Source organism: Polynucleobacter ibericus (assembly GCF_018687955.1).
Taxonomy (GTDB): Bacteria; Pseudomonadota; Gammaproteobacteria; order Burkholderiales; family Burkholderiaceae; genus Polynucleobacter; species Polynucleobacter ibericus.
Genome location: NZ_CP061309.1, coordinates 1,422,790 through 1,448,619 on the forward strand (window position 1 = coordinate 1,422,790; position 25,830 = coordinate 1,448,619).

At 46.2% G+C, this 25,830-nt stretch carries 22 protein-coding genes, 1 other RNA gene and 1 pseudogene; 5 read left to right on the plus strand and 19 right to left on the minus strand.

Annotated features, from left to right (window positions below; genetic code table 11):
• The first annotated feature begins 67 nt into the window (after positions 1 to 67).
• Positions 68 to 1,321, plus strand: coding sequence for a lytic murein transglycosylase (locus AOC20_RS07240; RefSeq protein ID WP_215359770.1), 1,254 nt, complete (start codon positions 68 to 70; stop codon positions 1,319 to 1,321).
• Here the strand turns inward: AOC20_RS07240 and cysM are convergent.
• The 15 genes and pseudogenes from cysM to gyrA all read right to left on the minus strand — a co-directional run bounded on the left by cysM (position 1,318) and on the right by gyrA (position 18,632).
• On the minus strand, positions 1,318 to 2,229 hold the full coding sequence (gene cysM, locus AOC20_RS07245; protein WP_215359772.1) for a cysteine synthase CysM: 912 nt from the start codon (positions 2,227 to 2,229) through the stop codon (positions 1,318 to 1,320). The two genes, AOC20_RS07240 and cysM, sit on opposite strands and share 4 nt — an antisense overlap.
• Positions 2,230 to 2,270: 41 nt before the next feature.
• The gene (locus AOC20_RS07250; RefSeq protein ID WP_215359774.1) at positions 2,271 to 2,699 is read right to left on the minus strand and encodes a helix-hairpin-helix domain-containing protein; all 429 of its coding nucleotides are present in this window, start codon (positions 2,697 to 2,699) and stop codon (positions 2,271 to 2,273) included.
• 88 nt (positions 2,700 to 2,787) lie between these two features.
• Complete coding sequence (rfaD, locus tag AOC20_RS07255; RefSeq protein WP_215359776.1) at positions 2,788 to 3,807, minus strand: ADP-glyceromanno-heptose 6-epimerase; 1,020 nt, start codon at positions 3,805 to 3,807, stop codon at positions 2,788 to 2,790.
• On the minus strand, positions 3,804 to 4,733 hold the full coding sequence (gene rfaE1, locus AOC20_RS07260; RefSeq protein ID WP_215359778.1) for a D-glycero-beta-D-manno-heptose-7-phosphate kinase: 930 nt from the start codon (positions 4,731 to 4,733) through the stop codon (positions 3,804 to 3,806). The genes rfaD and rfaE1 overlap by 4 nt, the downstream gene beginning before the upstream one ends.
• Positions 4,734 to 4,774: 41 nt before the next feature.
• Entirely contained in the window at positions 4,775 to 6,139 is a 1,365-nt protein-coding gene (locus tag AOC20_RS07265) for a UDP-glucose dehydrogenase family protein (protein ID WP_215359780.1), read from the minus strand.
• A gap of 70 nt (positions 6,140 to 6,209) precedes the next feature.
• On the minus strand, positions 6,210 to 7,421 hold the full coding sequence (lapB, locus tag AOC20_RS07270; RefSeq protein ID WP_215359782.1) for a lipopolysaccharide assembly protein LapB: 1,212 nt from the start codon (positions 7,419 to 7,421) through the stop codon (positions 6,210 to 6,212).
• A gap of 66 nt (positions 7,422 to 7,487) precedes the next feature.
• Positions 7,488 to 7,826, minus strand: a pseudogene (locus tag AOC20_RS07275) (integration host factor subunit beta); the annotation flags it as partial.
• Positions 7,827 to 7,878: 52 nt separating this feature from the next.
• Positions 7,879 to 9,552 carry a 30S ribosomal protein S1 gene (gene rpsA / locus AOC20_RS07280; protein ID WP_068324328.1) on the minus strand — a complete coding sequence of 558 codons (1,674 nt, stop codon included), beginning with the start codon at positions 9,550 to 9,552 and terminating at the stop codon, positions 7,879 to 7,881.
• A gap of 123 nt (positions 9,553 to 9,675) precedes the next feature.
• The gene (gene cmk, locus AOC20_RS07285; RefSeq protein WP_215359784.1) at positions 9,676 to 10,338 is read right to left on the minus strand and encodes a (d)CMP kinase; all 663 of its coding nucleotides are present in this window, start codon (positions 10,336 to 10,338) and stop codon (positions 9,676 to 9,678) included.
• A 4-nt stretch (positions 10,339 to 10,342) separates the two neighbouring features.
• Positions 10,343 to 11,662, minus strand: a complete 1,320-nt coding sequence (gene aroA / locus AOC20_RS07290; protein ID WP_215362260.1) for a 3-phosphoshikimate 1-carboxyvinyltransferase — start codon at positions 11,660 to 11,662, stop codon at positions 10,343 to 10,345.
• A gap of 8 nt (positions 11,663 to 11,670) precedes the next feature.
• Complete coding sequence (locus tag AOC20_RS07295; protein WP_215359786.1) at positions 11,671 to 12,552, minus strand: prephenate dehydrogenase; 882 nt, start codon at positions 12,550 to 12,552, stop codon at positions 11,671 to 11,673.
• Positions 12,552 to 13,670, minus strand: a complete 1,119-nt coding sequence (gene hisC, locus AOC20_RS07300) for a histidinol-phosphate transaminase (protein ID WP_215359788.1) — start codon at positions 13,668 to 13,670, stop codon at positions 12,552 to 12,554. Before hisC ends, AOC20_RS07295 begins: the two co-directional genes overlap by 1 nt.
• Positions 13,671 to 13,713: 43 nt before the next feature.
• Positions 13,714 to 14,793 carry a prephenate dehydratase gene (pheA, locus tag AOC20_RS07305; RefSeq protein ID WP_215359790.1) on the minus strand — a complete coding sequence of 360 codons (1,080 nt, stop codon included), beginning with the start codon at positions 14,791 to 14,793 and terminating at the stop codon, positions 13,714 to 13,716.
• A complete protein-coding gene (serC, locus tag AOC20_RS07310) occupies positions 14,793 to 15,890 on the minus strand; it encodes a 3-phosphoserine/phosphohydroxythreonine transaminase (RefSeq protein ID WP_215359792.1) in 1,098 nt (365 codons plus the stop codon). The genes pheA and serC overlap by 1 nt, the downstream gene beginning before the upstream one ends.
• Before the next feature lie 27 nt (positions 15,891 to 15,917).
• Positions 15,918 to 18,632: a DNA gyrase subunit A gene (gyrA, locus tag AOC20_RS07315; RefSeq protein ID WP_215359795.1), complete on the minus strand. Its 2,715-nt coding sequence runs from the start codon at positions 18,630 to 18,632 to the stop codon at positions 15,918 to 15,920.
• Between the two features lie 159 nt (positions 18,633 to 18,791).
• On the opposite strand from gyrA, the gene ompA reads away from it, so the two are divergent.
• From ompA to ssrA, 4 genes are all read left to right on the plus strand, one after another.
• Positions 18,792 to 19,361, plus strand: coding sequence for an outer membrane protein OmpA (ompA, locus tag AOC20_RS07320; protein ID WP_215359797.1), 570 nt, complete (start codon positions 18,792 to 18,794; stop codon positions 19,359 to 19,361).
• A 95-nt stretch (positions 19,362 to 19,456) separates the two neighbouring features.
• Positions 19,457 to 20,146, plus strand: coding sequence for a bifunctional 2-polyprenyl-6-hydroxyphenol methylase/3-demethylubiquinol 3-O-methyltransferase UbiG (gene ubiG / locus AOC20_RS07325; RefSeq protein WP_215359799.1), 690 nt, complete (start codon positions 19,457 to 19,459; stop codon positions 20,144 to 20,146).
• 7 nt (positions 20,147 to 20,153) lie between these two features.
• Positions 20,154 to 20,834 carry an HAD family hydrolase gene (locus tag AOC20_RS07330; protein WP_215359801.1) on the plus strand — a complete coding sequence of 227 codons (681 nt, stop codon included), beginning with the start codon at positions 20,154 to 20,156 and terminating at the stop codon, positions 20,832 to 20,834.
• Between the two features lie 65 nt (positions 20,835 to 20,899).
• Positions 20,900 to 21,258: a transfer-messenger RNA gene (gene ssrA / locus AOC20_RS07335) on the plus strand.
• A gap of 66 nt (positions 21,259 to 21,324) precedes the next feature.
• Here ssrA and AOC20_RS07340 read toward each other — a convergent pair.
• Genes AOC20_RS07340 through AOC20_RS07355 form a run of 4 tightly spaced genes read right to left on the minus strand, consistent with a single transcriptional unit; the run spans position 21,325 to position 25,824 of the window.
• Entirely contained in the window at positions 21,325 to 23,187 is a 1,863-nt protein-coding gene (locus tag AOC20_RS07340; RefSeq protein ID WP_215359803.1) for an O-linked N-acetylglucosamine transferase, SPINDLY family protein, read from the minus strand.
• 37 nt (positions 23,188 to 23,224) lie between these two features.
• Positions 23,225 to 24,400, minus strand: coding sequence for a methyltransferase (locus AOC20_RS07345; RefSeq protein WP_215359805.1), 1,176 nt, complete (start codon positions 24,398 to 24,400; stop codon positions 23,225 to 23,227).
• Positions 24,401 to 25,255, minus strand: a complete 855-nt coding sequence (locus AOC20_RS07350) for a pirin family protein (RefSeq protein ID WP_215359807.1) — start codon at positions 25,253 to 25,255, stop codon at positions 24,401 to 24,403.
• Between the two features lie 17 nt (positions 25,256 to 25,272).
• A complete protein-coding gene (locus AOC20_RS07355) occupies positions 25,273 to 25,824 on the minus strand; it encodes a carboxymuconolactone decarboxylase family protein (RefSeq protein WP_215359809.1) in 552 nt (183 codons plus the stop codon).
• Positions 25,825 to 25,830 lie beyond the last annotated feature (6 nt).

Genomic DNA, 25,830 nt, shown 5'->3' on the forward strand with positions numbered 1-25,830 from the left:
TAGCCAATTTTTAATTTTTATAATCTAATAAAACGTGATCTACCTTCGAAAATCCAATACAGCCGGCATGAACTTTCGCATCTCCTTCTTACTTTTTGCTCTTGCGCTGGCAGGGTGCTCCAGCACTCCAACGCAACCCACACAATCGCAACAACCCATCGTAAACCAGACTGATGATGCAGTCACTGAGGCGCGCTTTAGCCAAAATCTCAGCGAACTACTAGGGCAAGTATCCCAAACTCAAGAAATCCCGCTCCCAGCCCTAGAAATGGGCTTTTTAGATGCTAAAACGGTTCCCTCCATTCGGAAATTGGTATTACCCCCATCGGGCACATTTAAGAAAAATTGGCTAGCCTACCGCAAACGCTTTATTGAACCCATTCGCCTGAAGGCCGGCAAGACTTTTTGGGAGCAAAACCAGGCGTTTTTAACCCAAACTGAACAAGACTATGGGGTGCCTGCAGAAATTATTGTGGCCATTATTGGCATCGAAACCATCTATGGTCGCCAAACCGGCAATTTCCGAGTAAAGGATGTGTTGTCGACCCTTGCCTTTAGTTATCCCGACACCCCTAATAAGCCAGCTAGAGAGCAGCTTTTTAAGGATCAACTTAAAGAATTGATTCTGATGTGCTGGACTGAGGCAGGCGGCAGACTGCCCTCCAAAAATACCAGCCAAGGCGTCAATAGTGGGCGCTTTAGCTCCTGCCTCAATCAGAACAGTTCATATGCAGGCGCTATCGGCCTTCCACAATTTATGCCCAGCAGTATTCGCAACTTTGCAGTGGATGGTGATGGCGATGGACAGATTGATCTCAAACGAAGCCCCAAAGATGCTATTGCTAGCGTTGCAAACTTCATGAAGAAACATGGCTGGCAAACAGGTATGCCGATTTCTTTCCCAGTTCAAGCTAGCACCATCTCAGAAGTCAAAGCATTGGCAGATGGTGAACCACAACTTAAATACACAGTTCAAGAGCTCATTGAAAAAGGCATTCTCACTAAACAACAGGGTGATCTGCAAAGCGGTGGTGTAGAGCCACAAAGCAAAGCATTCATCGTAGATTTGCCTTACCCAGATAAAGATGGCTCCGACCAAGTGCAATATTTTGTTGGCTTAAATAACTTTCTGACGATTGTTCAATACAACCGCAGTTACTTCTACGCTCAAAGTGTTGCAGAGTTTGCGGAGGCTTTGGGATATAAAAACCAAAGTGCAGTACCCGTAGAAAGTACACCAAAAAGCAGTGAGAGTAAAAGCGCTACTGAAAAATCAAAGCCCAAGAAAACTAGTGCAAAGAAAAAAGTAAAATCCTCTTAAGCGGGGAATACGCCAGTAGATAAGTAACGATCGCCACGGTCACACACAATAAACACGATTGTGGCGTTTTCAACTTGACGGGCAATCCGCAGTGCCACTACTAAAGCACCTCCAGCAGAAATGCCGCAGAAAATACCCTCTTCCACCGCTAAGCGACGAGCCATCTCTTCCGCGTCAGCCTGCGATACATACTCAATGAAATCCACCCTATCACCCTGATAAATCTTGGGTAGGTATTCAGGCGCCCACTTGCGGATACCCGGTATCTGTGAGCCCTCTTCCGGTTGCGCCCCAATAATCTGAATTGCAGGATTCTTGGACTTCAAATAGGTTGAGACTCCGGTAATTGTTCCGGTAGTTCCCATCGCCGACACAAAATGGGTAACCTGACCATCGGTATCACGCCAGATCTCGGGACCGGTTGTTTCTATATGCGCCCTAGGATTATCAGGATTAGCGAATTGATCTAATAATCTACCGCGACCTTCTCTTTGAAGTTGTAGCGCGTAATCCCTGGCAAATTCCATGCCACCAGAAGCTGCAGTCAAAATAAGTTCAGCGCCATAGGCCGCCATACTTTGACGACGTTCAATGCTTTGATTCTCTGGCATTACTAAAATCATTTTGTAGCCCAGCATTGCCGCAGTCATTGCCAATGCAATCCCTGTGTTACCGCTAGTTGCCTCAATGAGAGTGTCGCCAGGTTTAATTTCACCGCGCTCTTGTGCGCGCGAGATCATCGACAGCGCAGGTCGGTCCTTTACCGACCCGGCTGGATTATTTCCTTCTAACTTACCCAAGATCACATTATTGCGATTGTCATTCTCCAGACCAGGAATACGTTGTAAACGCACTAAAGGCGTATTGCCTACAGTCTGGGAAATAGTCAGGTAAGAAGGTTTGCTCATAAAGCCATTTTAGCCATAAGCAAGCCTACACACGAAAGGGTTTAATTTCTGCGACTTGCTCCCGTACGCTCCTGCTGATTGCGAGGGCTAGCTTGATTACGAGCATTACGTCTGCTAGAAGCGCTACCCTCCTTTTTTGTGCGGCCGTTCGGCTCCCGAAAAGAACTGGGGGACTCAATGGTTAAGCCGTTATCCACCATTTTTTCTACGGATTTCATGCCGATACCACGTACCCGCTTTTGCAGATCATTAGCATCTTGAAAGTGTCCGCCATCCAACCGTTCTGCAATGATGGTTTTTGCCTTAGCTGGACCAATCCCTTTAATGCTCTCTAATTCGGTTTGGGTAGCAGTATTGACGTTGATGGGCGAAGCATATATCACGCCAGCACTCGAAACGAGTACGGTGAATGCTAGGGCTGCCGCTCTAAGTAAACTTGGAAATTTTTCAAAATTAAAATATTGAGTCATCTTCTCTCCTGTAATAAATAAAAAATCCGCGGACACAAAGTGTGCGTGGATCATTTACAACGAAGAGAGTTTAGTTTGGTTGACTAGCCTACAAGGGGTTAGCTAAAAATCCAGAATTGACTTCCAGCCACTCGATATACCTTCCTACACCCTGCTCAACAGTGAGGAAGGGCTCCGTATAGCCGGCAGCTCTGAGCTTAGTGAGATCAGCCTGCGTAAAGCACTGATATTTGCCTTTAAGAGCATCTGGAAAAGGAATGTACTCAATTGCTTTTTCTTTAACCAATTCTTGTAAGGACGCTGGCGCTGCTTTATCGAGCTTACGCATTGCGTTTGCTACTGCATGCGCAACATCGTTGAACGGCTGAGCACGACCACTGCCTAAATTAAAGATGCCACTGATTTCTGGATGATCTAAAAAGAATAGATTTACTTTGACTACGTCTTCCACTGAAACGAAGTCACGGCTTTGCTCGCCAGCGCCATAACCACCATACTCGCCAAATAGCTTTACATGTCCATTGGCTTTGTATTGATGGTATTGATGAAAAGCTACCGATGCCATGCGACCCTTATGGGACTCACGAGGACCGTAAACATTGAAGTAGCGGAAACCAACTACCTGGGCTGTATTGGCTTTTTCAGCAAAGCGCTTGCGCATTACCTGATCAAATAAGAACTTAGAGTAACCGTAAATATTAAGAGGCTTCTCATGCTCACGGCTTTCAACAAACACATCAGATCCACCATAAGTTGCAGCCGAAGAAGCATATAGCAACTGTACTTTTTGCTCAGTGCAGATATCAAGCAAATCCATGGTGTAGCGATAGTTATTCGCCATCATGAAAATACCATCAGTTTCCATCGTATCGGAGCAAGCGCCTTCATGGAAAACCGCTTTCACCTTACCAAATCGTCCACTTCTGAATGCCTCTAGAAATTCATCTTTGTCTAGATAGTCAATGATGTCTAAATCAGCGAGGTTGCGATACTTGTCAGCAGGACGCAAGTCATCTACTGCAATAATATTTTTTTCGCCACGTGCATTGAGCGCCTGAACAATATTGGCACCAATAAAACCAGCTGCGCCGGTTACGATAATAGTCACTGTAATTCCTCTGAAGTAACGGTTGCAGTTCCCAGCTTACCAACTACGATGCTACCAGCACGGTTCGCAAGCGCCATCGCCTTTTCCAATGGCCATTTAGCCGCCAGTGCTACAGCCAGGGTTGCAATCACCGTATCGCCAGCCCCAGAAACATCGAATACTTCACGCGCCTGCGCCTTCACATGACTTACGCCCGATTCGGTATATAGGCTCATCCCATCCTCAGAACGAGTTAAGAGGAGCGCCTGGAGATCAAGAGATTTTCTGAGTGCTTGCGCTTTATTCGTTAAATCTTCTTCGCTTGTCCACTTACCAACCACCTGACGTAGCTCACTACGATTTGGGGTTAAGACGGTGGCGCCGCGATACTTTTCATAATCTTCACCCTTAGGGTCAACCAAGATCATTTTATTTTGTGCTCTAGCTTGCTCAATCATATGGGCAACTTGACCTAATGCACCCTTACCGTAATCAGACAGAATCAACACATCCGCATCGCCAACCAACTTTTCAAAACGCTCTAATTTATGAGCAAGTGCTTTTGCACTTGGGGTTTCTTCAAAATCTAAACGAATCAGCTGCTGTTGACGAGCAATCACGCGCAACTTCACAATCGTTGGTACATCAGCATCGATTTCCAATTGACTATCAACACCACCCGCTTTTAACAATTCAACCACTCGTTTACCAGGCTCATCATTACCAACAATGCCCAAAATAGTTGCTTTGGCATCCAGTGCAGCCACGTTACGCGCTACGTTAGCGGCGCCACCAAGTCGTTCATCAATCTTTCCGACCTGCACAACCGGTACGGGCGCTTCTGGAGAAATGCGATTAGTATCGCCAAACCAATAACGATCCAGCATGACATCGCCCACCACTAATAGGCGGGCTTTAGAAAACTGTTCTCGGTTAGCTTTTTCCATTTGGCAACTCTTTTATTATCTGTATTTTTACTACATGCGACTTAATTATGTCGCCCAATACCATGGTACTCAATGCCTAATTCTTGCATAGACGCTGGCTCGTAAAGGTTGCGACCGTCAAAAATAATGGCACGCTTGAGTTTTTGCATCAGCAAATCGAAGTCAGGGGTATGAAAAACCTTCCACTCCGTCACAATCACCAAGGCATCGGCGTCATCTAATGCAGACATCGGGTCAGCGGTCATCGATACTTGCTTGAGACCTTCTGGGTTGCCCTCAAAGTCTAGGTCTAGGCAATGTTTCGCCTCTGGCATAGCTACTGGATCATAGGCCACAATCGTTGCGCCACGCTTGACTAGCTCCTGAATAATTACACGGCTTGGCGCTTCACGCATATCGTCAGTATTCGGTTTAAAGGCAAGACCCCACAAGGCAAACTTCATACCCTTCAGATCGGCACCGAAACGCTTTTCGATCTTGTTCACCAAAGTGTATTTCTGCAACTCATTCACTGCTTCGACGGCATCGAGGATCTTTAAATCCCTACCATGCTCTTTAGCAGTTTTTGACAAGGCAGAAACATCCTTAGGAAAGCATGAGCCCCCATACCCGGTGCCCGGATATAAAAATCCAAAACCAATGCGGGAGTCTGAACCAATTCCTTGGCGAACATGCTCGATGTCAGCGCCTACTAAGTCCGCTAAGTTAGCTAACTCATTCATAAAGGAAATGCGAGTTGCCAACATTGCATTAGCTGCGTATTTAGTCAGCTCAGCACTTTTGACATCCATGTAGTAAGTACGCTCATGGTTGCGATTAAATGGAGCATAAAGTTTGCGCATCTGTTCTTTAGCGCGCAGCCCTGCTGGTGAGCTTTCAGTGCCAATCACAATTCGGTCTGGACGCATGAAGTCCTCTACCGCAGCCCCCTCTTTAAGAAACTCCGGATTGGAGACTACAGAGCATAGTTCTGGTGAGAGGCTACGCTTTTCTAATTCTTCAGTAATGGCTGCCTGCACCTTATCGGCTGTACCTACAGGCACAGTGGATTTATCAACGATGACTTTAGGGGTAGTCATATGACGACCAATATTGCGCGCTGCTGCGACTACGTATTGCAAATCAGCTGAGCCATCTTCATCGGGAGGAGTGCCTACAGCGATGAACTGGATATCACCATGGGCTACAGAGGCAGCAATATCGGTGGAGAACTGCAATCTGCCAGCCGTGCGATTGCGCTCAATCATTTCTTTAAGACCAGGCTCGTAAATCGGCACGCCGCCAGAATTCAGAATCTCTATCTTCTTAGGATCAACGTCTACGCAAAAGACGTTATTACCCTGTTCAGCCAGGCATGCGCCCGTAACTAAACCTACGTAACCGCTACCGATGATGGTGACTTTCAAATCAGCTCCAAAAATTTTATAGTGACGTACAACATTACAACCTTAATTCATGACTATTTAATTAAACTACTTACATCGAAGGACCGGAAGGGGCACTGCCCTCACTGCGCCTTGGTGAATAAGCTTCCCAATGATTACAGCCGGGGCACTGCCAATAAAATCTTCGCGCCCTAAAACCGCAGTTGCCACAGGTGTAGCGCGCCAAGCTGTTAGTACGCTGGCGTAAGAGGTTCAATATAGACTGAAGCTCCAAGAGTCTCTCTGGGTTGGCGCTGCCCTCTTCTAATGCAAGGCGAGTTTCAGCCAATTTCGATAATGCAATTAATGTTGGTGAGTGCTGCATCACGTCGGATAACATGGCATTAGCTGCCTGAGGCCCACGAATCTTCATGAGATGCTTATGCACAATATCCAGCAATTCACCTGTGGCCTGAGTCTTTAGCAACTCATAAAGGAGATCCAATCCCTCATTCTCTTTGCCGATAGCTGCATGCGCAAGCATCCAACGATCTGCGAGTAAATGCATATAGGCAGGATGAGAGCTAGCAATCAAGCTCCAAGCCTCAATTGCTTGAGTGGGTCTATCCATTGCTACCAAATAATCACCCTGCAAAATCAGTGCGCGAGCATGGTTGGGTACAGCCTGTAGTGCGCGCTGTATTGATTGCTCTGCTTCAATCAAGTCTTTGCGGCGCAAGGCCTCTTGACCCAGCTCACAATGAAATTGTGCGATTTCAGTATGGTGTGATTTTCCCTGGAGACCTTCCAGCTCACTTGCAGCAATGATGGCTTTTTTCCAATCATGCTCAATTTGGTACATCTCCAGCAAACTCTCTTTCGCTGGTTCAGCATACTTTCCATTACCGACGCGGTTCAATGAAGCCTCTGCCCGATCGAGTAAACCAGCGCGCAAGAAGTCGCGCCCCAACTCATAGGCAGCATGATCACGGTCACGCGGCTTTAAATCATCACGATTCGCTAAATGCTGATGCACTCGAATAGCACGCTCAGTCTCGCCACGACGACGGAATAAATTGCCTAATGAAAAATGAAGTTCAACAGTCTCTGGGTCTAACTGTGCAATTTTGACTAAAGTTTCAATCGCTTGATCTGGTTGCTCATTCAGTAAAAGGCTTAAACCTTTAAATGTTGAACGCTGCTGACGCATGCGCTCACGCTCATCCATGCGATTCTCAAGACGTAAGTCCCAGCGTGCTGCTAGCCAACCAATGCCAAACATGACTGGTAGTAGCAATAACCAAGCGGTAGCTATCTGAATCATGCTGTGCAGAAATTAAATAAAAAAATGGCCCGAATGGACCACTGAGGTTGAGCCTGAATCTTAGGCACCAGAACCCTCTTTGGGGCCCGCCTGCTTCAACGGCTTGTAATCTACTCGCTCGCGCAACTCTTTGCCAGGCTTGAAGTGTGGAACGCGTTTTTCTGGAATCAACACTTTCTCACCAGACTTTGGATTACGTCCAGTGCGCGCAGGACGATGATGAAGCACAAAGCTCCCTACGCCGCGCAACTCGATACGCTTGCCCTCAGCCAAAGCATGAGTCATTGTGTCCAGCAATGTTTTTACCGCCAACTCCACATCCCTAGGCAAAAGCTGCGGAAATTGTTCCGCGAGGCTCTCCACTAGTTCGGAGCGGGTAATAGCTTGTTGCTCTTGATCCGTCATGATCTATCAATAAAAAATCGCCGCTCTCCTCATGGAAAGCGGCGATATTGATTTAGCCTTGATTGTCCAATTTTGCTTTTAACAAAGCACCCAAATTGGTTGTGCCAGACTGCGCATCACCTTGGAGCTTGCTCATTGCATCTTGTTGATCAGAGCTGTCTTTTGCTTTAATTGAAAGATTGATAACGCGTGACTTACGATCAATATTAATGATCATTGCAGTTACGCTGTCGCCCTCTTTCAATACATTGCGTGCATCTTCAACGCGATCTGTTGAGATCTCAGAAGCACGTAAGTAAGCTTCAACTTCATCAGCCAAGTGAATAGTTGCACCCTTGGCATCAACCGCTTTCACAGTACCAGTAACAAGGCTACCCTTGTCGCTGACAGATGTGTAGTTGTTGAATGGGTCGCCAGACAATTGCTTGATACCAAGAGAGATACGCTCTTTCTCAACATCAATTGCCAATACAGTGGCTTCAACTTCATCACCTTTTTTGTATTTCTTAACAGCTTCTTCGCCTGGCTCATTCCATGAGAGGTCTGAGAGGTGAACTAAACCGTCGATACCGCCAGGCAAGCCAATGAACACGCCAAAGTCAGTAATAGACTTGATTGCGCCAGTGAGCTTATCGCCTTTTTGCTGTGCACGTGAGAACTCTTCCCATGGATTTGCTTTGCACTGCTTGATGCCTAAGCTAATACGACGCTTGTCTTCATCAATGTCCAGAACCATGACTTCAACTTCGGTTCCTAATGCTGTAGCTTTACTTGGAGCAACGTTCTTGTTAGTCCAGTCCATTTCAGAAACGTGTACTAAACCTTCGATGCCGGATTCGATTTCCACGAATGCGCCGTAGTCAGTCAGGTTAGTTACTTTGCCGAATAAACGGGTATTCGGTGGGTAACGACGAGCGATACCAACCCAAGGATCATCACCTAATTGCTTCACGCCGAGTGAAACACGGTTCTTCTCTTGATCGAACTTCAAAATCTTTGCGGTTACTTCTTGACCAACAGTCAACATCTCGCTTGGGTGACGCACACGACGCCATGCCAAGTCAGTGATGTGCAAGAGGCCATCGATACCACCGAGGTCAACGAACGCGCCGTAATCAGTGATGTTCTTAACGAGGCCAGTAACTACTGCGCCTTCTTTAAGGTTAGACATCAACTTAGCACGCTCTTCACCTTGGCTAGCTTCAACAACAGCACGGCGTGACAACACTACGTTGTTACGCTTACGGTCGAGCTTGATAACCTTGAACTCCATCGTCTTACCTTCGTAAGGGCTGGTGTCTTTGATTGGGCGAGTATCAACGAGTGATCCAGGCAAGAATGCGCGGATACCGTTAACCATGACAGTCAAGCCGCCTTTAACCTTACCAGTAACAGTACCGGTAACGATTTCAGCTTGCTCGAGAGCTTTTTCCAAATTCATCCATGAGGCCAAGCGCTTAGCTTTGTCACGGGAAAGGATTGTGTCGCCATAGCCGTTCTCAAGAGCGTCAATAGCAACAGAAACGAAATCGCCAGGAGCTACTTCAATCTCGCCAGCGTCGTTATGGAATTCTTCAACAGGAATAAACGCTTCAGACTTTAAGCCAGCGTTAACAACGACGAAGTTATGGTCGATGCGAAGAACTTCAGCCGAAATAACTTGGCCGGTCTTCATATTCGATCGGGTTAATGATTCTTCAAATAATTCTGCAAATGATTCAGACATGTGTATTCACTTTGTGCCGCCAGAAGGCCTGACGGGTTAGGTTAAAAAAGCCTTTAAGAAACACGCTAATGAAATGATCGCGTTGTGGAGTTTCTCAAGACGCCAAAACTACTTCTTACAAAACTAGGCGATTGCAGATTGATACCAATCCAAAACCGTCTTAACTGCTTGATCTATCGATAAATCTGATGTTTCAAGCACTTTTGCACCATCTGCAACTAACAAGGGTGCGGCACCTCGACTACTGTCTCTGGCATCGCGCTCCTGCAAATCTTGCAGTAAGTCGGAAAGTTTAGCAGAAATTCCCTTAGCTATCAATTGCTTATAGCGACGCTCAGCTCTGGCAGCGGCAGTGGCAGTCAGAAAAACCTTCAGAACTGCGTCTGGGAATATCACGCTGGCCATATCCCTGCCATCGGCCACCAGGCCCGGAGATTGGCGAAAACTGCGCTGCAGACCCACTAAAGCAGCCCTTACCTCTGGATGAACCGCTATAGCCGATGCCCGTAAACCGATGTTTTCAACCCGAATGGCGTCAGTTATATCCTCGCCATTCAGGAAAATTTGACCATTTTTGAATGAAATCAATAACTTAGGAACTAATAGACCTAATTCCGGACCATTTTTGACATCTATTCCCTGTTGTTCACTGGCCAAGGCCACCAAACGATAAAGGGCGCCGCTGTCCAAATAATGAAAGCCTAACTTTTCTGCCACCAAAGAAGCAACCGTTCCCTTGCCTGAGGCGGTAGGACCATCAATAGCGATGACCGGGAATGCGCTCATGAAATTAATTCACGACCTTCGCAAATTCAGCGAAGTAAGTTGGGAATGTTTTCGCTACACAATTCGGATCATTAATCTTTAGCGAATTTGGCCCAAAGGCAGCGAGAGAAAAGCACATTGCCATACGATGGTCATCGTAAGTATCAATGCCTTCACATGGCGATTTCCAATCAGATTGTGATGCTGGGGCCTGCACAACAATGTAATCAGCCCCCTCTTCAACAATGGCGCCAACTTTTTTCAACTCTTTTGCCATTGCGGCAATGCGATCGGTTTCTTTAACGCGCCAGCTCGCAATATTATTTAAGCGAGTTGGGCCTTCAGCAAATAAAGCAGCGACTGCCAGTGTCATTGCTGCATCTGGAATTTCGGTGCAATCAATCGTGATGCCATTCAGTTTGCCGTTTGCATTTTTGACGCCAGCAACTTCTATCCAATCTTCACCAGCACTAATGTTTGCGCCCATTAAAGCGAGTGCATCAGCAAATGCCACATCGCCCTGAATGCTGTCTTTACCAACACCCAGAACACGCACAGGACCGCCGCTAATGGCGCCCAAGGCTAAGAAGTAAGAAGCAGATGAAGCATCACCCTCTACAGATAACTGCCCAGGGCTCCTATAAACAGCGTCAGATGTCTTTGCGGGAATGATGAATAATTGTTTATCAGGGCAAGCAACGTTCACACCAAAGCGCGCCATCAACTTTAGGGTGATATCGATATACGGACGAGAAATCAATTCGCCGATGACTTCAATACAAACTGGATCTTTAGCAACTAGAGGTAAGGCCATGAGTAATGCTGTCAAGAACTGACTCGATACATCGCCGCGGACCTTAACAACATCTTTAATTTGAATATCTGCTGCCAATATTTTGATTGGAGGGTAGCCCTCTTGCAATTCATATTCAATCTTGGCACCCACTTGACGTAGACCATCAACCAAATCTCGAATAGGCCTCTCATGCATACGTGCTACACCAGACAATCGATAGTTACCACCTTGCATTGCTAAGGCAGCAGTAAGTGGACGAATCGCAGTGCCCGCATTACCCATGAAGAGGTCTACTTCACGCACAGGAAATTGACCCTTACATCCTTCAACAACACATACATTGTTTGCTTGATCGGTCACCGCAAGGCCTAACTGACGCAAAGCTTCACGCATTACCTGAGTGTCATCAGCATCTAGCAAGTTTGTGAGCGTGGTTGTACCAGTTGATAAAGCAGCCAATAGCAACGCACGATTCGAAATACTCTTAGATCCCGGTAACACAATCGAGCCTTGCGCCCGCTTAAAAGGTCCAATAGTGATATCTGGCAAACCACTCATTAAAGTACGTCCAAATCTTGACGCGCTTTGCTCGCCTTATTAAATAATTTTTCTAAACCAGAGCCATCGTTTTCGGCAACGAGTTTACGCATGTGATTCACGATGAGTAAATACTGATCCAGCTCTTTTAAAATTGCAGTCCGATTACCTAGACAAATATCACGCCACATCTCAGGACTCGAGGCAGCAATGCGGGTGAAATCCTTAAAACCAGCACCCACATGGCTTAATTTTTGATCAGCGTCTTCAGAGTTCACTACGCTGGCCATCAATGCATAAGACAGAAGATGAGGGAGGTGTGAAACCGCTGCGTAAATAGCATCGTGCTGAACAACACCAATCTTCTTCACCTCAGAGCCAACCGACTCCCAAAAACCTGTGATCAAAGCAATATCTTCGGGTGAGTTCTCTTGCAATGGGCAAATAATAGTTTGCTTACCTTGAAATAAATCAGCCTTAGCAGCACTTGCTCCATGCTGTGCTCCTCCAGCAATCGGATGAGCAGGTACAAACTGACAAGCCTTCTTGCCCAATACTTCTTTGGCAGCCAAAATCACATCACCTTTAGTGCTACCAGCATCAGTAATCATGGTGCGAGGCTCAAGATGTGGCTCAATCACTTCAAACGCAGCACGCATTTGTGCCACTGGCACACAAAGCACAATCACATCAGACTGCTTTGCGGCTTCAACTAAATCTACTACCCCATCAATCGCACCCATCTTTTGCGCTTGATCTAAATTTTCCTTGCTGCGACCGACACCCAGCACTTTAGTAACCACGCCTGCTTTTTTGAGCGCCAAGCCTAAAGATGCGCCAATCAAACCAACCCCAACGATGGTGACAGTGCCGTGATTACTTGCTGGATTAATAACTGTCATTAGGAAAGTATTTCTTTTAAAGCTGCAATGAAAGCTGCATTTTCTTCCGGCAAGCCAATAGAGATGCGCAGCCACTGCGGTAAGCCATAGTTACCAACTGGACGAACAATAATGCCGCGCTTGAGTAACTCTAAGTTGATACGCGCACCTGCCTGGTCATCTTCACCTACTTTAACTAAGACAAAGTTACCTGCTGATGGCAGATACCGCAAACCCAATTCATCAAAAGTTTTGGTGAGCTGAGCATAACCAGCACGATTCAACTCAAAGCCTTGCTGTAAGAATGCGGTATCTTGAAAAGCTGCAATCGCTGCAGCCTGTGCCAAGCTATTGACGTTAAATGGCTGACGAATGCGATTTAATAGATCGGTTAAATGTGGCTGAGCAACACCGTAACCAATGCGCAAGCCTGCTAAACCATATGCTTTTGAGAAGCTACGGGACAAAATCATATTTGGGAAACGCTTTACCCAGGCAATCGCATCGTAGCGTTGCTCAGGCGTCAGGTATTCGTTATAGGCCTCATCAAGTACCACCACCACATTGGATGGAACCGCCACCAAGAAATCCTCGATCTCTTTAGCGGTCAAATAACTGCCAGTTGGATTATTCGGATTGGCCACAAATACCAACTTGGCTTTATCCCCGGAAGCTTTAATAGCCGCGAGCATGGCCGGTAAATCATGGCCATAAATATCCGTAGCATTAACTTCAACTGCTTTAGCACCAACGGCTTGTGTAGCTAGTGGATATACGGCAAATGCATGTTTGGAAAAGATCACTTCATCGCCAGCTTGTGCTACAGCACGCGCAGCCAATTCCAAAATATCGTTACTGCCATTACCCAAGGTAATCCAATCGGTTGGTACACCAAGGCGTGCGGCAAGTACATTCTTCAACTCAAAGCCATTGGAATCAGGGTAGCGACCTAAATCACTCGCTGCTTTGAGCATGGCATCTTGTGCAGACTTAGGCATACCTAATGGATTTTCATTGGAGGCCAATTTGACGATCTTGCTCTCATCCAAACCATACTCACGAGCAACTTCGCTAATGGGACGCCCGCCAACATAAGGGGCAATCGCATGAATATGTTTTAGACCAATCTTGGAAGTCATTCTGATTTCTATTTACTAAAGTATTTTGATGTTTTTAACCAGCTCAGGCAGAGTGAGGATAAGAACCTAGGTTCTTGTAGAAAGCAGCTACGCCTTTCAGCTCCTCAAGCGCATTTAATACTTTGGCATCATCAGCATGACCAGCAATATCAATATAGAAGTGATACTCCCAAGTGCCTTTGCGCGCAGGCCGAGATTCAAAGCGATTCATGGATACGCCATGCTTTGCCAAAGGCGCTAACAAGCGGTGCACTGCACCCGGCTGGTTATCTACTGAGAGCACTAAAGAGGTTTGATCCTTGCCAGTTGGTTGGCAGACATAGTTACCTACAACAACAAAACGAGTGCGGTTTTGTGGATCATCCTGAATCTGCGCAGCTACTGCTTGCAAGCCGTAAGCTTCTTGCGCAGGATCACCGGCGATTGCAGCCAAAGTAGAATCACTAGCCGCCATACGAGCTGCTTCTGCATTACTGCTAACTGCCTGGCGCTTGAGTTGTGGAGCATGCACACTTAACCATTGTTGACACTGGGCCAAGGCTTGAGCATGAGCGCAAACCGTGGTTACGCCATCTAGATTGCCGCTCTTTGTTAATAAGTGATGACGAATTGGCAACACTACTTCACCGCTAATACGCATAGAAGAATCGAGCAATAAATCTAATGTGCGTGAAATCGCGCCTTCGCTGGAGTTCTCTACCGGCACAACTCCAAACTGTGCAGCACCCTTCTCCACAGCTTTAAATACCTCGTCCAAACTGGCGCAAGGCAGACCAGCAATTGAGTGACCGAAATAGGTTTGCGCAGCTTGCTCAGAAAACGTTCCAACTGGACCAAGGTAAGCAATTGTTTGACGAGCTTCTAATGCTCTGCATGCAGACATCACTTCGCGCCAAATAGCAGCGATGCCATCTGGAAATAAAGGGCCTTTGTTAATCTCTTGTAAACGAGCAACTACTTGGCGCTCACGCTCGGGACGGAACACAGGTGAAGCAAAGCCACCTTTAACATGTCCCACTTCTTGCGCAGCTTTTGCGCGCTGGGTGAGTAAATCCAAAATCTGCGCATCCAATGCGTCAATCTTTTCCCGCAAGGGAGCTAAGCGCTGTTCTTCAGTACTCATTAAGCCCGCCTTTCAAAGTCTTGCATAAATTCAACTAAGGCTTTAACACCTTCAATCGGCATTGCGTTATAGATGCTGGCACGCATACCGCCTGCAGCCTTATGGCCACGCAATGCCACTAAGCCAGCAGCATTCGATTGCGCTAAAAACTCTGCATTCAGGTTCTCATCTTTTAAGAAAAAAGTCACGTTCATACGTGAACGATATTCTTTAGTGACGCGATTTTCATACAAGCTACTTTGATCTAAAAAGCTATAGAGCAGATCGGCTTTTTCTTGATTGCGCTTCTCAATCGCTTTAACGCCACCCTGCTTGAGCAACCACTTGAAGCCAAGGCCAGCCATATAGATCGAAAAAGTTGGTGGCGTATTAATCATGGATTGGGTATTCGCCTGCACTGACCAATCCCAAATAGTTGGAGTAATGCTCATGCTATGGCCAATCAAATCCTTGCGAACAATCACAATCGTCACGCCAGATGGGCCAATATTTTTTTGTGCCCCACCAAACCAAACAGCGCACTGATTGACATCCATTTCTTTAGAAAGAATGTTGCTGGAGATATCTGCGACTAAGGGGATATTGCCAACATCTGGCACACCTGGGAACTCAACACCGCCAATAGTCTCATTCGCACAGTAATGCACGTAGGCAGCATCACTTGATAAATTCCAAGTTGATCTAGCCGGTATGGTGTTGAATTTTTCTGCAGCAGATGAGGCAGTTAAATTTGCTGAGCCGTATTTCTGCGCTTCTTTAAATGACTTTTCTGACCAAACACCGGTGACTATGAAATCAGCCTTAGGGCCATTCTTAGCCAAAGGCATCAGATTCATTGGGATTGCTGCGTTTTGACCAAGACCGCCACCTTGCAGTAGCAAGATCTCGTAGCTGTCCGGAATGTTCATCAAAGTACGAAGGTCTTGAATAACCTCTTCGTACACTTCCATAAACTCTTTACTGCGGTGACTAATCTCCATCACGCTGGTACCGAGTCCGCGCCAATTGAGCATTTCATCGGCAGCCTGCTTCAACACCTCTTCAGGCAAAGTAGCAGGCCCCGCAGCGAAATTAAAAATGCGGCGGTCAAAAGTCATGATGTTTGTTAGTTGTGTGGTGACGCTTTAAGCGTCACCTGCCGTATCAGAATTAGAATCCGTTGCTGGATCAGCAGACACATCACCTTCTTCTACATCATCAACATCACTTTCATCATCAGAATCGCTCTCGGCAATACGCTGTAAACCAGACAAGCGGGTGCCTTCATCAACGTTGATCAAAGTAACACCTTGAGTAGCGCGACCCATTTCACGAATTTCAGAAACACGTGTACGCACCAAAATACCGCCAGTAGTAATCAACATAATCTGATCTTCTGGCGATACCAAGGCAGCAGCAACAACCTTGCCATTACGCTCAGTTGTCTGAATAGCAATCATGCCCTTGGTGCCACGGCCATGACGAGTGTATTCAGCAATTGGAGTACGTTTTCCGTAACCATTTTCTGTTGCAGTTAATACGCTACTTGGAATAGCGATGCCGTTGGCATCGACTACAGCCGCCTCAGCGCCCTCTGCAGCTTCGGCGGGAGCAACCAACATAGCGATCACCTGATGACCTTCGCCTAGGTTCATACCACGTACACCACGTGCGGTACGACCCATTGGACGAACATCGTTCTCATCAAAGCGTACTGCTTTACCTGCATCCGAGAACAACATCACATCATGCTGACCATCGGTTATCGCTGCACCTACCAAGAAGTCGTTCTCATTCAAGTCGACCGCAATAATTCCGGCCTTACGTGGATTAGAGAAGTCAGATAAACGTGTCTTCTTGACGGTACCCAAGCTGGTAGCCATAAAGACGTAATGATCATCTTGATAGCCCTTGATCGGGAGAATTACCGTAATCTTTTCGCCTTCGATCAACGGGAACATATTCACAATAGGCTTGCCGCGTGAAGTACGACTTCCTTGCGGAACTTCCCAAACTTTGAGCCAGTACATACGGCCGCGATCGGAGAAGCACAAAATAATGTCATGCGTATTGGCAACGAAGAGTGTATCAATCCAATCTTCATTCTTAGTAGCTGCAGCTTGCTTGCCGCGTCCACCACGTTTTTGCGCACGATATTCACTCAGCGGCTGACTCTTCATGTAACCAGTATTCGAGAGTGTCACCACCATATCTTGCGGTGTAATCAAATCTTCTGTGAAGAGCTCGGTTGCATTCATTTCAATAAATGAACGTCGTCCTGAATCGCCGCCGGCAATACCAAATTCAGATTGCACTTCTTTCAACTCAGTTTCGATTACTTGAGTCACGCGCTCTGGCTTCGCTAACAAATCAAGTAAGTCAGAAATCTCGGACATCACTTCTTTGTACTCATTAACGATCTTGTCTTGCTCAAGGCCAGTCAAGCGTTGTAAACGCATCTGCAAAATTTCTTGCGCTTGACTATCAGAGAGGCGATACAAGCCAGTAGTTTGCATACCGTACTCAGGCAACAATCCCTCTGGGCGATAAGCGTTACGGCCGCCTGGCGTATCGGTCTCAGCACGCGCCAACATCTCACGCACCATTGAGGAATCCCAAGCTTTACCCATCAACTCCTGCTTAGCAATCACTGGGTTAGCAGCAGCTTTAATAATCGCAATAAACTCATCGATGTTTGCTAATGCAACAGCTAAACCTTCTAAGACGTGACCACGATCGCGTGCTTTACGCAATTCAAAAATCGTACGACGTGTAACTACTTCGCGACGATGCTGCAAGAAGTACTCAAGCATTTGCTTCAAGTTCAACAAACGTGGTTGGTTATCAACCAAGGCCACCATGTTCATACCGAAGTTATCTTGTAACTGTGTGCTCTTATACAAATTGTTGAGAACCACTTCAGGCACTTCACCGCGTTTGAGTTCAATCACAACACGCATACCGGATTTATCTGATTCATCACGCAAATCAGAAATACCTTCAACTTTTTTCTCATTCACCAACTCAGCAATGCGCTCGAGCAAGTTCTTTTTGTTTACTTGGTATGGCAGCTCGTCAACGATGATGGCTTGACGTGCGCCCTTATCCAAATCTTCAAAGTGAGTTTTGGCACGCATCACTACACGGCCACGACCAGTGCGATAGCCCTCACGAACGCCTTGAACGCCGTAAATAATGCCGGCGGTCGGGAAATCGGGTGCTGGAATGATCTCAATGAGCTCATCAATCGTGCATTCTGGGTTGTGAAGCACGTGCAAACAGGCTGTAACCACCTCATCGAGGTTGTGGGGAGGGATATTGGTCGCCATACCCACAGCAATGCCAGAACTGCCATTTATCAGCAAATTAGGCACTTTGGCAGGCAGAATCAGGGGTTCCTTCTCGCTACCGTCGTAATTTGGCCCGAAATCGACCGTTTCCTTGTCCAAATCAGCCAAAAGCTCATGGGCGATCTTACGAAGGCGGATCTCGGTATACCGCATTGCAGCAGCGTTATCACCGTCTACGGAGCCAAAGTTACCCTGCCCGTCAACCAGCATATAGCGCAGAGAGAAATCCTGGGCCATTCGAACGATCGTGTCATACACCGCAGAATCACCGTGCGGATGGTATTTACCGATTACATCGCCAACTATACGGGCAGATTTTTTGTAAGCTCGGTTCCAATCGTTGTTTAATTCATACATAGCGAATAAGACCCGGCGGTGAACCGGTTTGAGGCCGTCACGCACGTCTGGCAGGGCTCTGCCGACGATGACGCTCATTGCGTAGTCCAAATAGGACCGCCGCATTTCGTCTTCGAGGGATATTGGTAGTGTTTCTTTAGCGGCTTGTTCCATCTAGAAATAATATCATTTTGATGACAGGTAGGCCCTATGCTAAGATTCTGTCAGTTTGTACGAAATTGAGATGTGTCGCTTTGCAGTTTTTGCATCAAGGTAGGGCGAATTACATTTAAGTTTGACTTTAATTAAAAAAGAGATTTTTGAGGACTAAAAATGAACAAAACCCTAAAAGTGTTGCTGGCTTCTGTTATCACTGTTTCTGCTTCTGCAGCAATTGCTTCTGATAACTGGGAAAACAGCTCTGGCTTGAATTGGAAAAACGGCGATGGCACATTGTGCTGGCGCGATAACAACTGGACACCTGCTACTGCAGCTAAAGGTTGTGACGGTGCTTTAGCTCCTAAACCAGCTGCTGCTGGCGTTAGCCAAAGCAAAATCACTTTGCAAGCTGACACACTTTATGACTTCAACAAGTCTGACTTGAAGCCAGAAGGTAAAGCTACTTTGGACAAGATCGCTAAAGATTTGAGCAAGATCAAGTTAGAAGTAATCATCGCTGTTGGTAACACTGATAGCGTTGGTACAGATGCATACAACATGGCCCTCGGTCAGCGTCGTGCGCAATCCGTTAAGACTTACCTCGTAAGCAAAGGTGTTGACGGTAGCCGTATCTACACAGAATCTAAAGGCAAGAGCAATCCAGTTGCATCAAACGCAACTGCTGAAGGCCGCGCTAAGAACCGCCGTACTGACATCGAAGTTGTTGGTACAGCAGCTAAGTAATTCACTTTACTTGTAAAAAAGCCCGCTTCTAGCGGGCTTTTTTATTTCCGCTATATTCATAACTTCTTCAATCGCCTTACGATTAGCCAATCCATATGAACGTCGACCAGTCCGAAATCGCCAAATTTAGCGCCCTAGCCCATCGCTGGTGGGACCCCAATAGCGAATTCAAGCCTTTGCATGCCATCAATCCTTTGCGCCTCGACTGGATCAAATCCTTTGTCAATTTAGAGGGTAAGAAAGTGGTTGATATTGGTTGCGGTGGCGGCATCCTAGCGGAATCCATTTCTCAATCAGGCGCAGATACTACTGGCATTGATTTATCAGAAAAAGCACTCAAAGTTGCTGAATTGCATGCCCTGGAAGTGGGCGCTAACCTTACTTATCGCTCTATCTCAGCAGAAGCGCTAGCGGATGAGCAACCCGAACAATATGACGTAGTGACTTGCATGGAGATGTTGGAGCACGTGCCTGACCCTGCATCTGTAGTTCGCGCCTGTGCCAAACTTTGTAAACCAGGCGGCACTTTATTTTTTAGCACCCTGAATCGCAATCCCAAGTCCTACTTATTTGCCATTATTGGCGCTGAATACATCCTCAAATTACTCCCCAAGGGTACTCACGAATATGCTAAATTCATTAAGCCCTCTGAATTAGTAGCATTTACTCGCCATGCAGGCTTAGAGATGCTCGGGGTGAAGGGTATGAGCTACAACCCAATTACCCAGGTATATAGCCTAGGTGAAGATGTGAGCGTCAATTACATGATTGCCGTTCGAAAGTAATTGATCAGTGAACAATCTTTCCAGTCCTTACGCAGGCATCTTTTTTGATTTAGATGGCACATTAGCTGACACCGCCCCTGATTTAGTCGCTGCCACCAATAAATTACTGATTGCACGCAATTTGGCGCCCAAGCCTTATGAGTTTCTGCGCCCCTTTGCATCCGCTGGTGCGCGCGGATTACTTGAAGGCGCCTTTGGCATCGCTCCCGATCATGAAGATTTCGTTGTATTACGTGATGAATTTTTCAGTAATTACGAAAATGCCTTGCTCGTAGACAGTAAATTATTTGATGGGATTGCTCATTTGCTCGATCAAATGGATAAAGCCAAACTCCCTTGGGGCATCATCACCAACAAAAGCGAACGCTTTACCAACCCATTAACTGACCTGATGGGCTTACGTCAGCGTGCCGCTTCGACCGTCTCCGGCGACACCACCCCATACTCTAAGCCACATCCAGAGCCGATTCTGCACGCAGCCAGGTCAACTAATATTGACCCCACAAAGTCAATCTATGTTGGAGATGACATTAGAGACGTTCTCGCGGGGAAAGCTGCAGGCATGAAGACCGTGGCAGCAGCATATGGCTATTGCGGCTGTAAAGAGCCTCCTGAGGCCTGGGGTGCCGATTACATCATCAATCACCCAGCCGAATTACTGCAAATCATCTTCCCCAATAGGGAATAAAACAAAAGATATTCAGCAATTTAAGGTGAGCAGCCTTAAAATAGGGTTTCCTATGCATGAACTCCGGGGTCGACATGGTTTCGACGTGGATTACAAAGCATCAAGGGCATACCGAGGACCCGTTATCTCGTAAATCAATGGGAATGTAATAACTGCAAACGACGAACGTTTCGCACTAGCCGCTTAATTGCGGTTGCCCCTGAACTGATTCTCTCTTGGGTCAGCTAGCGAAAGCTAGATCAGGGTCATATACAAGAGATAAGATCATTTCATGTCACGGGGAATGATTCGAAAACTTAGTGAATCGTCAGCAAGGAACGTGTCAGTCCGTGCCTAACTGATTAAATCAAACGATATGACTAAGTATGTAGAACTTGTTGTAGAGGATTTGCGGACGCGGGTTCGATTCCCGCCGACTCCACCAATAAAAGCCAACATTAAGAGGCTGCACTAAAACCCTTCTTTCAAATGAACGAAGGGTTTTGTGTTTCTAAGGGCCGGCAATATGTTCGGGGGGTAAATTAGCCTCATGACGCTCATACATTTTTTTGTAGAGTGCTTCTAAATTTTTAGTAAACAGTGGTGTATCAAATAAAGGCTTAACCAATCGATTCTCGGCTAGTCGCGCCTTAATTGCTTGTAGAGCAGATTTGTCATGAGCCAATTCAATTGCACGTTGCTCGTACTCTTCAGGCGTTTGGACAATCAACTCCTGCATTTCCAATGCATTCAGAAGGCTTGCTGCAACCCTACCTGGAAAAGTTTTGCCTGGAAGAGTCAATACCGGCACGCCAGCCCATAACGCATCACTTGCGGTAGTGTGCGCATTGTAAGGAAGCGTATCCAAAAACAGATCTGCCATTTTTTGACGAGCCAAATGCTCTGGAAGGGGCAGTCTTTTTGCAAAAATAATGCGGTCTGAAGAAATACCTCTTTTAAGAGCCTCGGCCTTGAGATTTTTTTCAGCAACTTCATTATCTTGGATTAACCACAAAACACTTCCCTCTACTGCCTTCAAAATACGCATCCAACAATCAAAAGTTTCAGGCGTGATCTTGTAGTTATTGTTAAAGCAACAATAAACGAAGCCTATTTCCGGCAAACCCAGTTCTGCGCGAGAATTTTGTTTATCAGAAATAATCCGCTTTGAATCATTGGCCTGATAACTATTGGGCATGTACGCAATTTTTTCCACGTAATGTACGCGACTATCAGGTGGAATCACTACAGAATCCGCTATCAAATAATCCATATATTCTGCACCCAGGGTTCCTGGGAATCCCAAATAATTAACCTGAATAGGCGCTGGATGCGAAGCAAAGATGTTTTGACGCCCTTCTCCAAAATAGCCATTTAAATTAACCAAAATATCGATATTCAAATCTTGAATTAATTGAACAACTTCGGAATCTGTCTTTTGGCTAATATCGATCATTTCTGTAAAAGCATTTTTCATCCGCGGCCTCAGAATGCCGCCATCATCCCAGCCATTATCTAAAGCATAAATTTCAAAGTGCTCAGGATCATGGCACTCATACACACCGGTCATCAGTACGGATGTCGCCTGATCTCTAAATTCACCACATAAGTAGGCAATACGAATTTTTTCATTCTTTGGTTTCAGCACAGACTCTGTAGTTGATCTTTCTGTTGCAGGAAAACGATGCTTAGCAAATATCTTGGCCGTCTCTAAAAGATCCTGTTCTGATGTAGAAATTCCCTGGTACCCAAAAGGCTCCGCAGCTAACTGATGGGCACGTAGGTCCTGCTGAACCTTTAAATAGATGCCCTCCAAATCAGCCCAATCACAAATGAGCATTTTGTAGTGCAAGATAATGCCAAGTAAAAAGGGTTCGGTAGGCCGTAATTGGTAGGCAGTGATGTAAGCATGCAAAGCTTCTTCATAGCGCTTTAGTTCACCAAATATTTTTCCCTTGTTGAACCACCCCTCAGTCATATTGGGCTGCAAGGTCACTGCTTTTTCGTAGCAATCCAAAGCTTCTTCACGCTTACGAAGATTGTCTAAACTTCTACCGTAGTTAACCCAAGCCTCAGGATTTTGAGGGTCCAAATCAATTGCTCTACGGTGATATTTCAGAGCTTCAGCATCTCGTTGCAGCGCGGATAAAGCTTTTGCGGCGTTAAAAAGAAGCGCCGGATCATCAGGAGTAACCAGCAGTGCCCGCTCAAAAAACATCAAAGCATCAATTGGTCGATTTTGCATTCCACAAACAACACCCATTAAATGTAGGGCATCGGGATTATCTGGGTTAGCAATAGATACTTCCTTGAGTAAAAATTCAGCCTCAAGAAGTTGATTATTTTGAAGAGCCTCAAAGACTTTTTGGAACATACCAAGACTATAAATTGATCAGCGTTAAATTTTAAAGCTAAGTTTGAGAACTCAGGCGCCATAGAGAGGTGACTTCCTGTGATCGGGCTGCATACAATGCATCCGTTTTATCAAATGCTTTTTGATGTGTAGGTTTAGTATCAATGCGTGTTATCACCTTCAGGCCAGCTTGCTCAATCCAATGGAGAAGCCCCTCTCTTGTTCTTAGACCCAAGTGTTCTGCCAAGTCAGAAAGAATGAGCCAACCTTCACCACCTGGAAGCAGATGATCGTTCAATTCACCCAAGAAACCCCTCAACATCTGGCTCTCTGGGTCATATACCGCATGTTCTAGAGAAGAGCTTGGTCTTGCGGGCAGCCATGGTGGGTTACAAACAATCAGCGCAGCTTTACCTGAAGGGAAAAGATTAGTTTTATGAACTTCAATCTGATCTCCAAGGCTCAATGAATTGACATTATCTCGAGCGCAATCAATAGCTCGATCACTCAGATCAGTCGCAATAATCCTCTGTATATCGCGCAGAGCCAAAACAACCGCCAAAACTCCAGTCCCCGTACCAATATCAAAGGCTGTAGAGTTTTGTTTTATTGCTGCCGGTAGCGGTGCTTTTAGGATCAGATTAATATATTCACTGCGCACTGGAGAGAAAACGCCATAGTGTGGATGTATTCGAACTTCTTCATCATCTCTAGTAAGAACTTGTACACCCGTCTTGCGCCACTCATGGGCGCTGATCACACCCAACAACTCTCGTAGTGAAATCACATAAGAGTCTTTTTGTGGGCCATAAGCTTCCAAGCAGGCTTGGGATACATCCGGAGCGCGTCTTAAGGGGATGGTATGGTCTGCATTTACCTCCACCAATATCATCCCTAGAATGCGGGCCCGCTGTGATTGAGCAAGGCGGTGAAGATTAAATGCATCTAGGGGACTTTTGGTTTTATCTTTTGCAACCCTATCGGCTCGAGCAGATTTCTTGGAGGGCTTATCTACCCTACGCACTAAGGCCTGCAAAAGTTGTCGCGCATTCTGAAAGTCGCCCTTGTAAAGCATCGCCGTACCTTCACAAGCCAAACGATAAGCAATGTCAGCAGTGAGAGTGTCATCTGCAATCTGAATTCTTTTATGTGGCGCAATGCCATTTTCAGAATGCCAATTTACAGAGCGATCTTGTCCGCCCTCTATCCATTGAAGCGTTGTCAGTTGGCTCACCTAGGCAATCACCAACCGATTATTTTGATAATCATCAATAGCCTGTTCAATTTCAGCGCGGGTATTCATTACAAAGGGGCCATATTGAACAATCGGCTCATGAAGCGGCAACGCTGCCAACACAATAAAGTGTGCGCCAGCAGATCCTGACTTAGTTTTTAAGCGGTCGCCATCACCGAGAACAACAGCCGCCTGCCTTGGTATCTCGCGCATAGGGCCGCCCACCTCAAGATCACCTTCGTAAACATAAAGAAAGGCATTTAGTTCCTTAGGAATACGATGCTCAAATTCCGCATTAGGCGGCAAATGCACATCTAAAAATAAAGGTGTGGTGCTAATACCCTGAATCGGTCCTTGAACCTCTTTTTCACCTTGCTGGTATGAACCAGCAATAACCTTCACTGAGCCATTATTTTCTAATTGAACTGTCGGAATATCCTCAACTTGGATATCTTTATAACCAGCCGCTTTCATCTTTTCTTTGGCAGGCAAGTTAATCCATAGTTGAAAACCGCGCATGGCGCCACTTTCCTGCTGGGGCATCTCAGAGTGAATAATGCCGCGCCCCGCAGTCATCCACTGCACACCACCTGTCTTGAGATGCCCTTGATTACCCAAATGGTCCTCATGCAGCATATGTCCTTCAAGCATATAGGTCACCGTCTCAAAACCCCGATGGGGATGAGCTGGAAAGCCCGCTACATAGTCATTCGGATCATTCGAAGAAAATTCATCGAGCATTAAAAAAGGATCTAGCCTCACTTGATTCTGACCACCAAGACTACGACGCAATTTCACACCCGCACCATCAGAAGTGGCAATACCAGGAATGATGGTTTGGATATTGCGGATCATGGTCAATGCAAAGTCTTTTAGGCTGGGGGATGGTCTTCAGGATTCACGTCGAGCGCAATCAAGAAACGTGAGACCATGTTGTAAGCAGCAATTACAGTTACCAACTCAACTGTGTCGGTACTGCCCAACTCTTTTTGCAAGCGCTTCATCAACTCAGGATCTACTTTGATATTACGAGTCATCTGAAAAGTAAGTTCAGCAGCATCGTTTTCCACTGGAGAGTAAAGATCTCTTGGGAAATTTGATTGCCCGATAAGACGCAATCCTTGTACCTGTTCTTCGGTGCCGCCCGCTTTCTTAAACGGGGGTGCATGGTGGAAAAATTCATACTCAGCACCATTCAAAACAGCAACTCCACACATGGCCAACTCACGCAGCTTAGGGTTCAAGGAGAGATTATTGCGAATCTCGCCAATGAAATGATTCCAACCCTCAGCTATAGGAACACTATGCAAGAGCATGCGGTCCAAATTAATAAACTGGCCGCCACGCCTCTTGCGAATAGCATCCACTAGCTCTGCTGGTTCAGCCAAATCCATTGGCTGATATGGAATTAAACGTTCTGACATAAGTAT

What these genes read in the sequence shown, in the direction of transcription:
- cysM (WP_215359772.1), bottom strand. Translation starts at nt 2,229, where the DNA reads ATGAGCAAACCTTCTTACCTGACTATTTCCCAGACTGTAGGCAATACG.
- hisC (WP_215359788.1), bottom strand. Translation starts at nt 13,670, where the DNA reads ATGACTTCCAAGATTGGTCTAAAACATATTCATGCGATTGCCCCTTAT.
- pheA (WP_215359790.1), bottom strand. Translation starts at nt 14,793, where the DNA reads ATGAGTACTGAAGAACAGCGCTTAGCTCCCTTGCGGGAAAAGATTGAC.
- cmk (WP_215359784.1), bottom strand. Translation starts at nt 10,338, where the DNA reads ATGAGCGCATTCCCGGTCATCGCTATTGATGGTCCTACCGCCTCAGGC.
- gyrA (WP_215359795.1), bottom strand. Translation starts at nt 18,632, where the DNA reads ATGGAACAAGCCGCTAAAGAAACACTACCAATATCCCTCGAAGACGAA.
- AOC20_RS07355 (WP_215359809.1), bottom strand. Translation starts at nt 25,824, where the DNA reads ATGTCAGAACGTTTAATTCCATATCAGCCAATGGATTTGGCTGAACCA.
- AOC20_RS07340 (WP_215359803.1), bottom strand. Translation starts at nt 23,187, where the DNA reads ATGTTCCAAAAAGTCTTTGAGGCTCTTCAAAATAATCAACTTCTTGAG.
- rfaE1 (WP_215359778.1), bottom strand. Translation starts at nt 4,733, where the DNA reads ATGGAAAAAGCTAACCGAGAACAGTTTTCTAAAGCCCGCCTATTAGTG.
- serC (WP_215359792.1), bottom strand. Translation starts at nt 15,890, where the DNA reads ATGACTTTTGACCGCCGCATTTTTAATTTCGCTGCGGGGCCTGCTACT.
- ubiG (WP_215359799.1), top strand. Translation starts at nt 19,457, where the DNA reads ATGAACGTCGACCAGTCCGAAATCGCCAAATTTAGCGCCCTAGCCCAT.
- AOC20_RS07295 (WP_215359786.1), bottom strand. Translation starts at nt 12,552, where the DNA reads ATGACAGTTATTAATCCAGCAAGTAATCACGGCACTGTCACCATCGTT.
- ompA (WP_215359797.1), top strand. Translation starts at nt 18,792, where the DNA reads ATGAACAAAACCCTAAAAGTGTTGCTGGCTTCTGTTATCACTGTTTCT.
- rpsA (WP_068324328.1), bottom strand. Translation starts at nt 9,552, where the DNA reads ATGTCTGAATCATTTGCAGAATTATTTGAAGAATCATTAACCCGATCG.
- lapB (WP_215359782.1), bottom strand. Translation starts at nt 7,421, where the DNA reads ATGATTCAGATAGCTACCGCTTGGTTATTGCTACTACCAGTCATGTTT.
- AOC20_RS07250 (WP_215359774.1), bottom strand. Translation starts at nt 2,699, where the DNA reads ATGACTCAATATTTTAATTTTGAAAAATTTCCAAGTTTACTTAGAGCG.
- AOC20_RS07240 (WP_215359770.1), top strand. Translation starts at nt 68, where the DNA reads ATGAACTTTCGCATCTCCTTCTTACTTTTTGCTCTTGCGCTGGCAGGG.
- AOC20_RS07350 (WP_215359807.1), bottom strand. Translation starts at nt 25,255, where the DNA reads ATGATCCGCAATATCCAAACCATCATTCCTGGTATTGCCACTTCTGAT.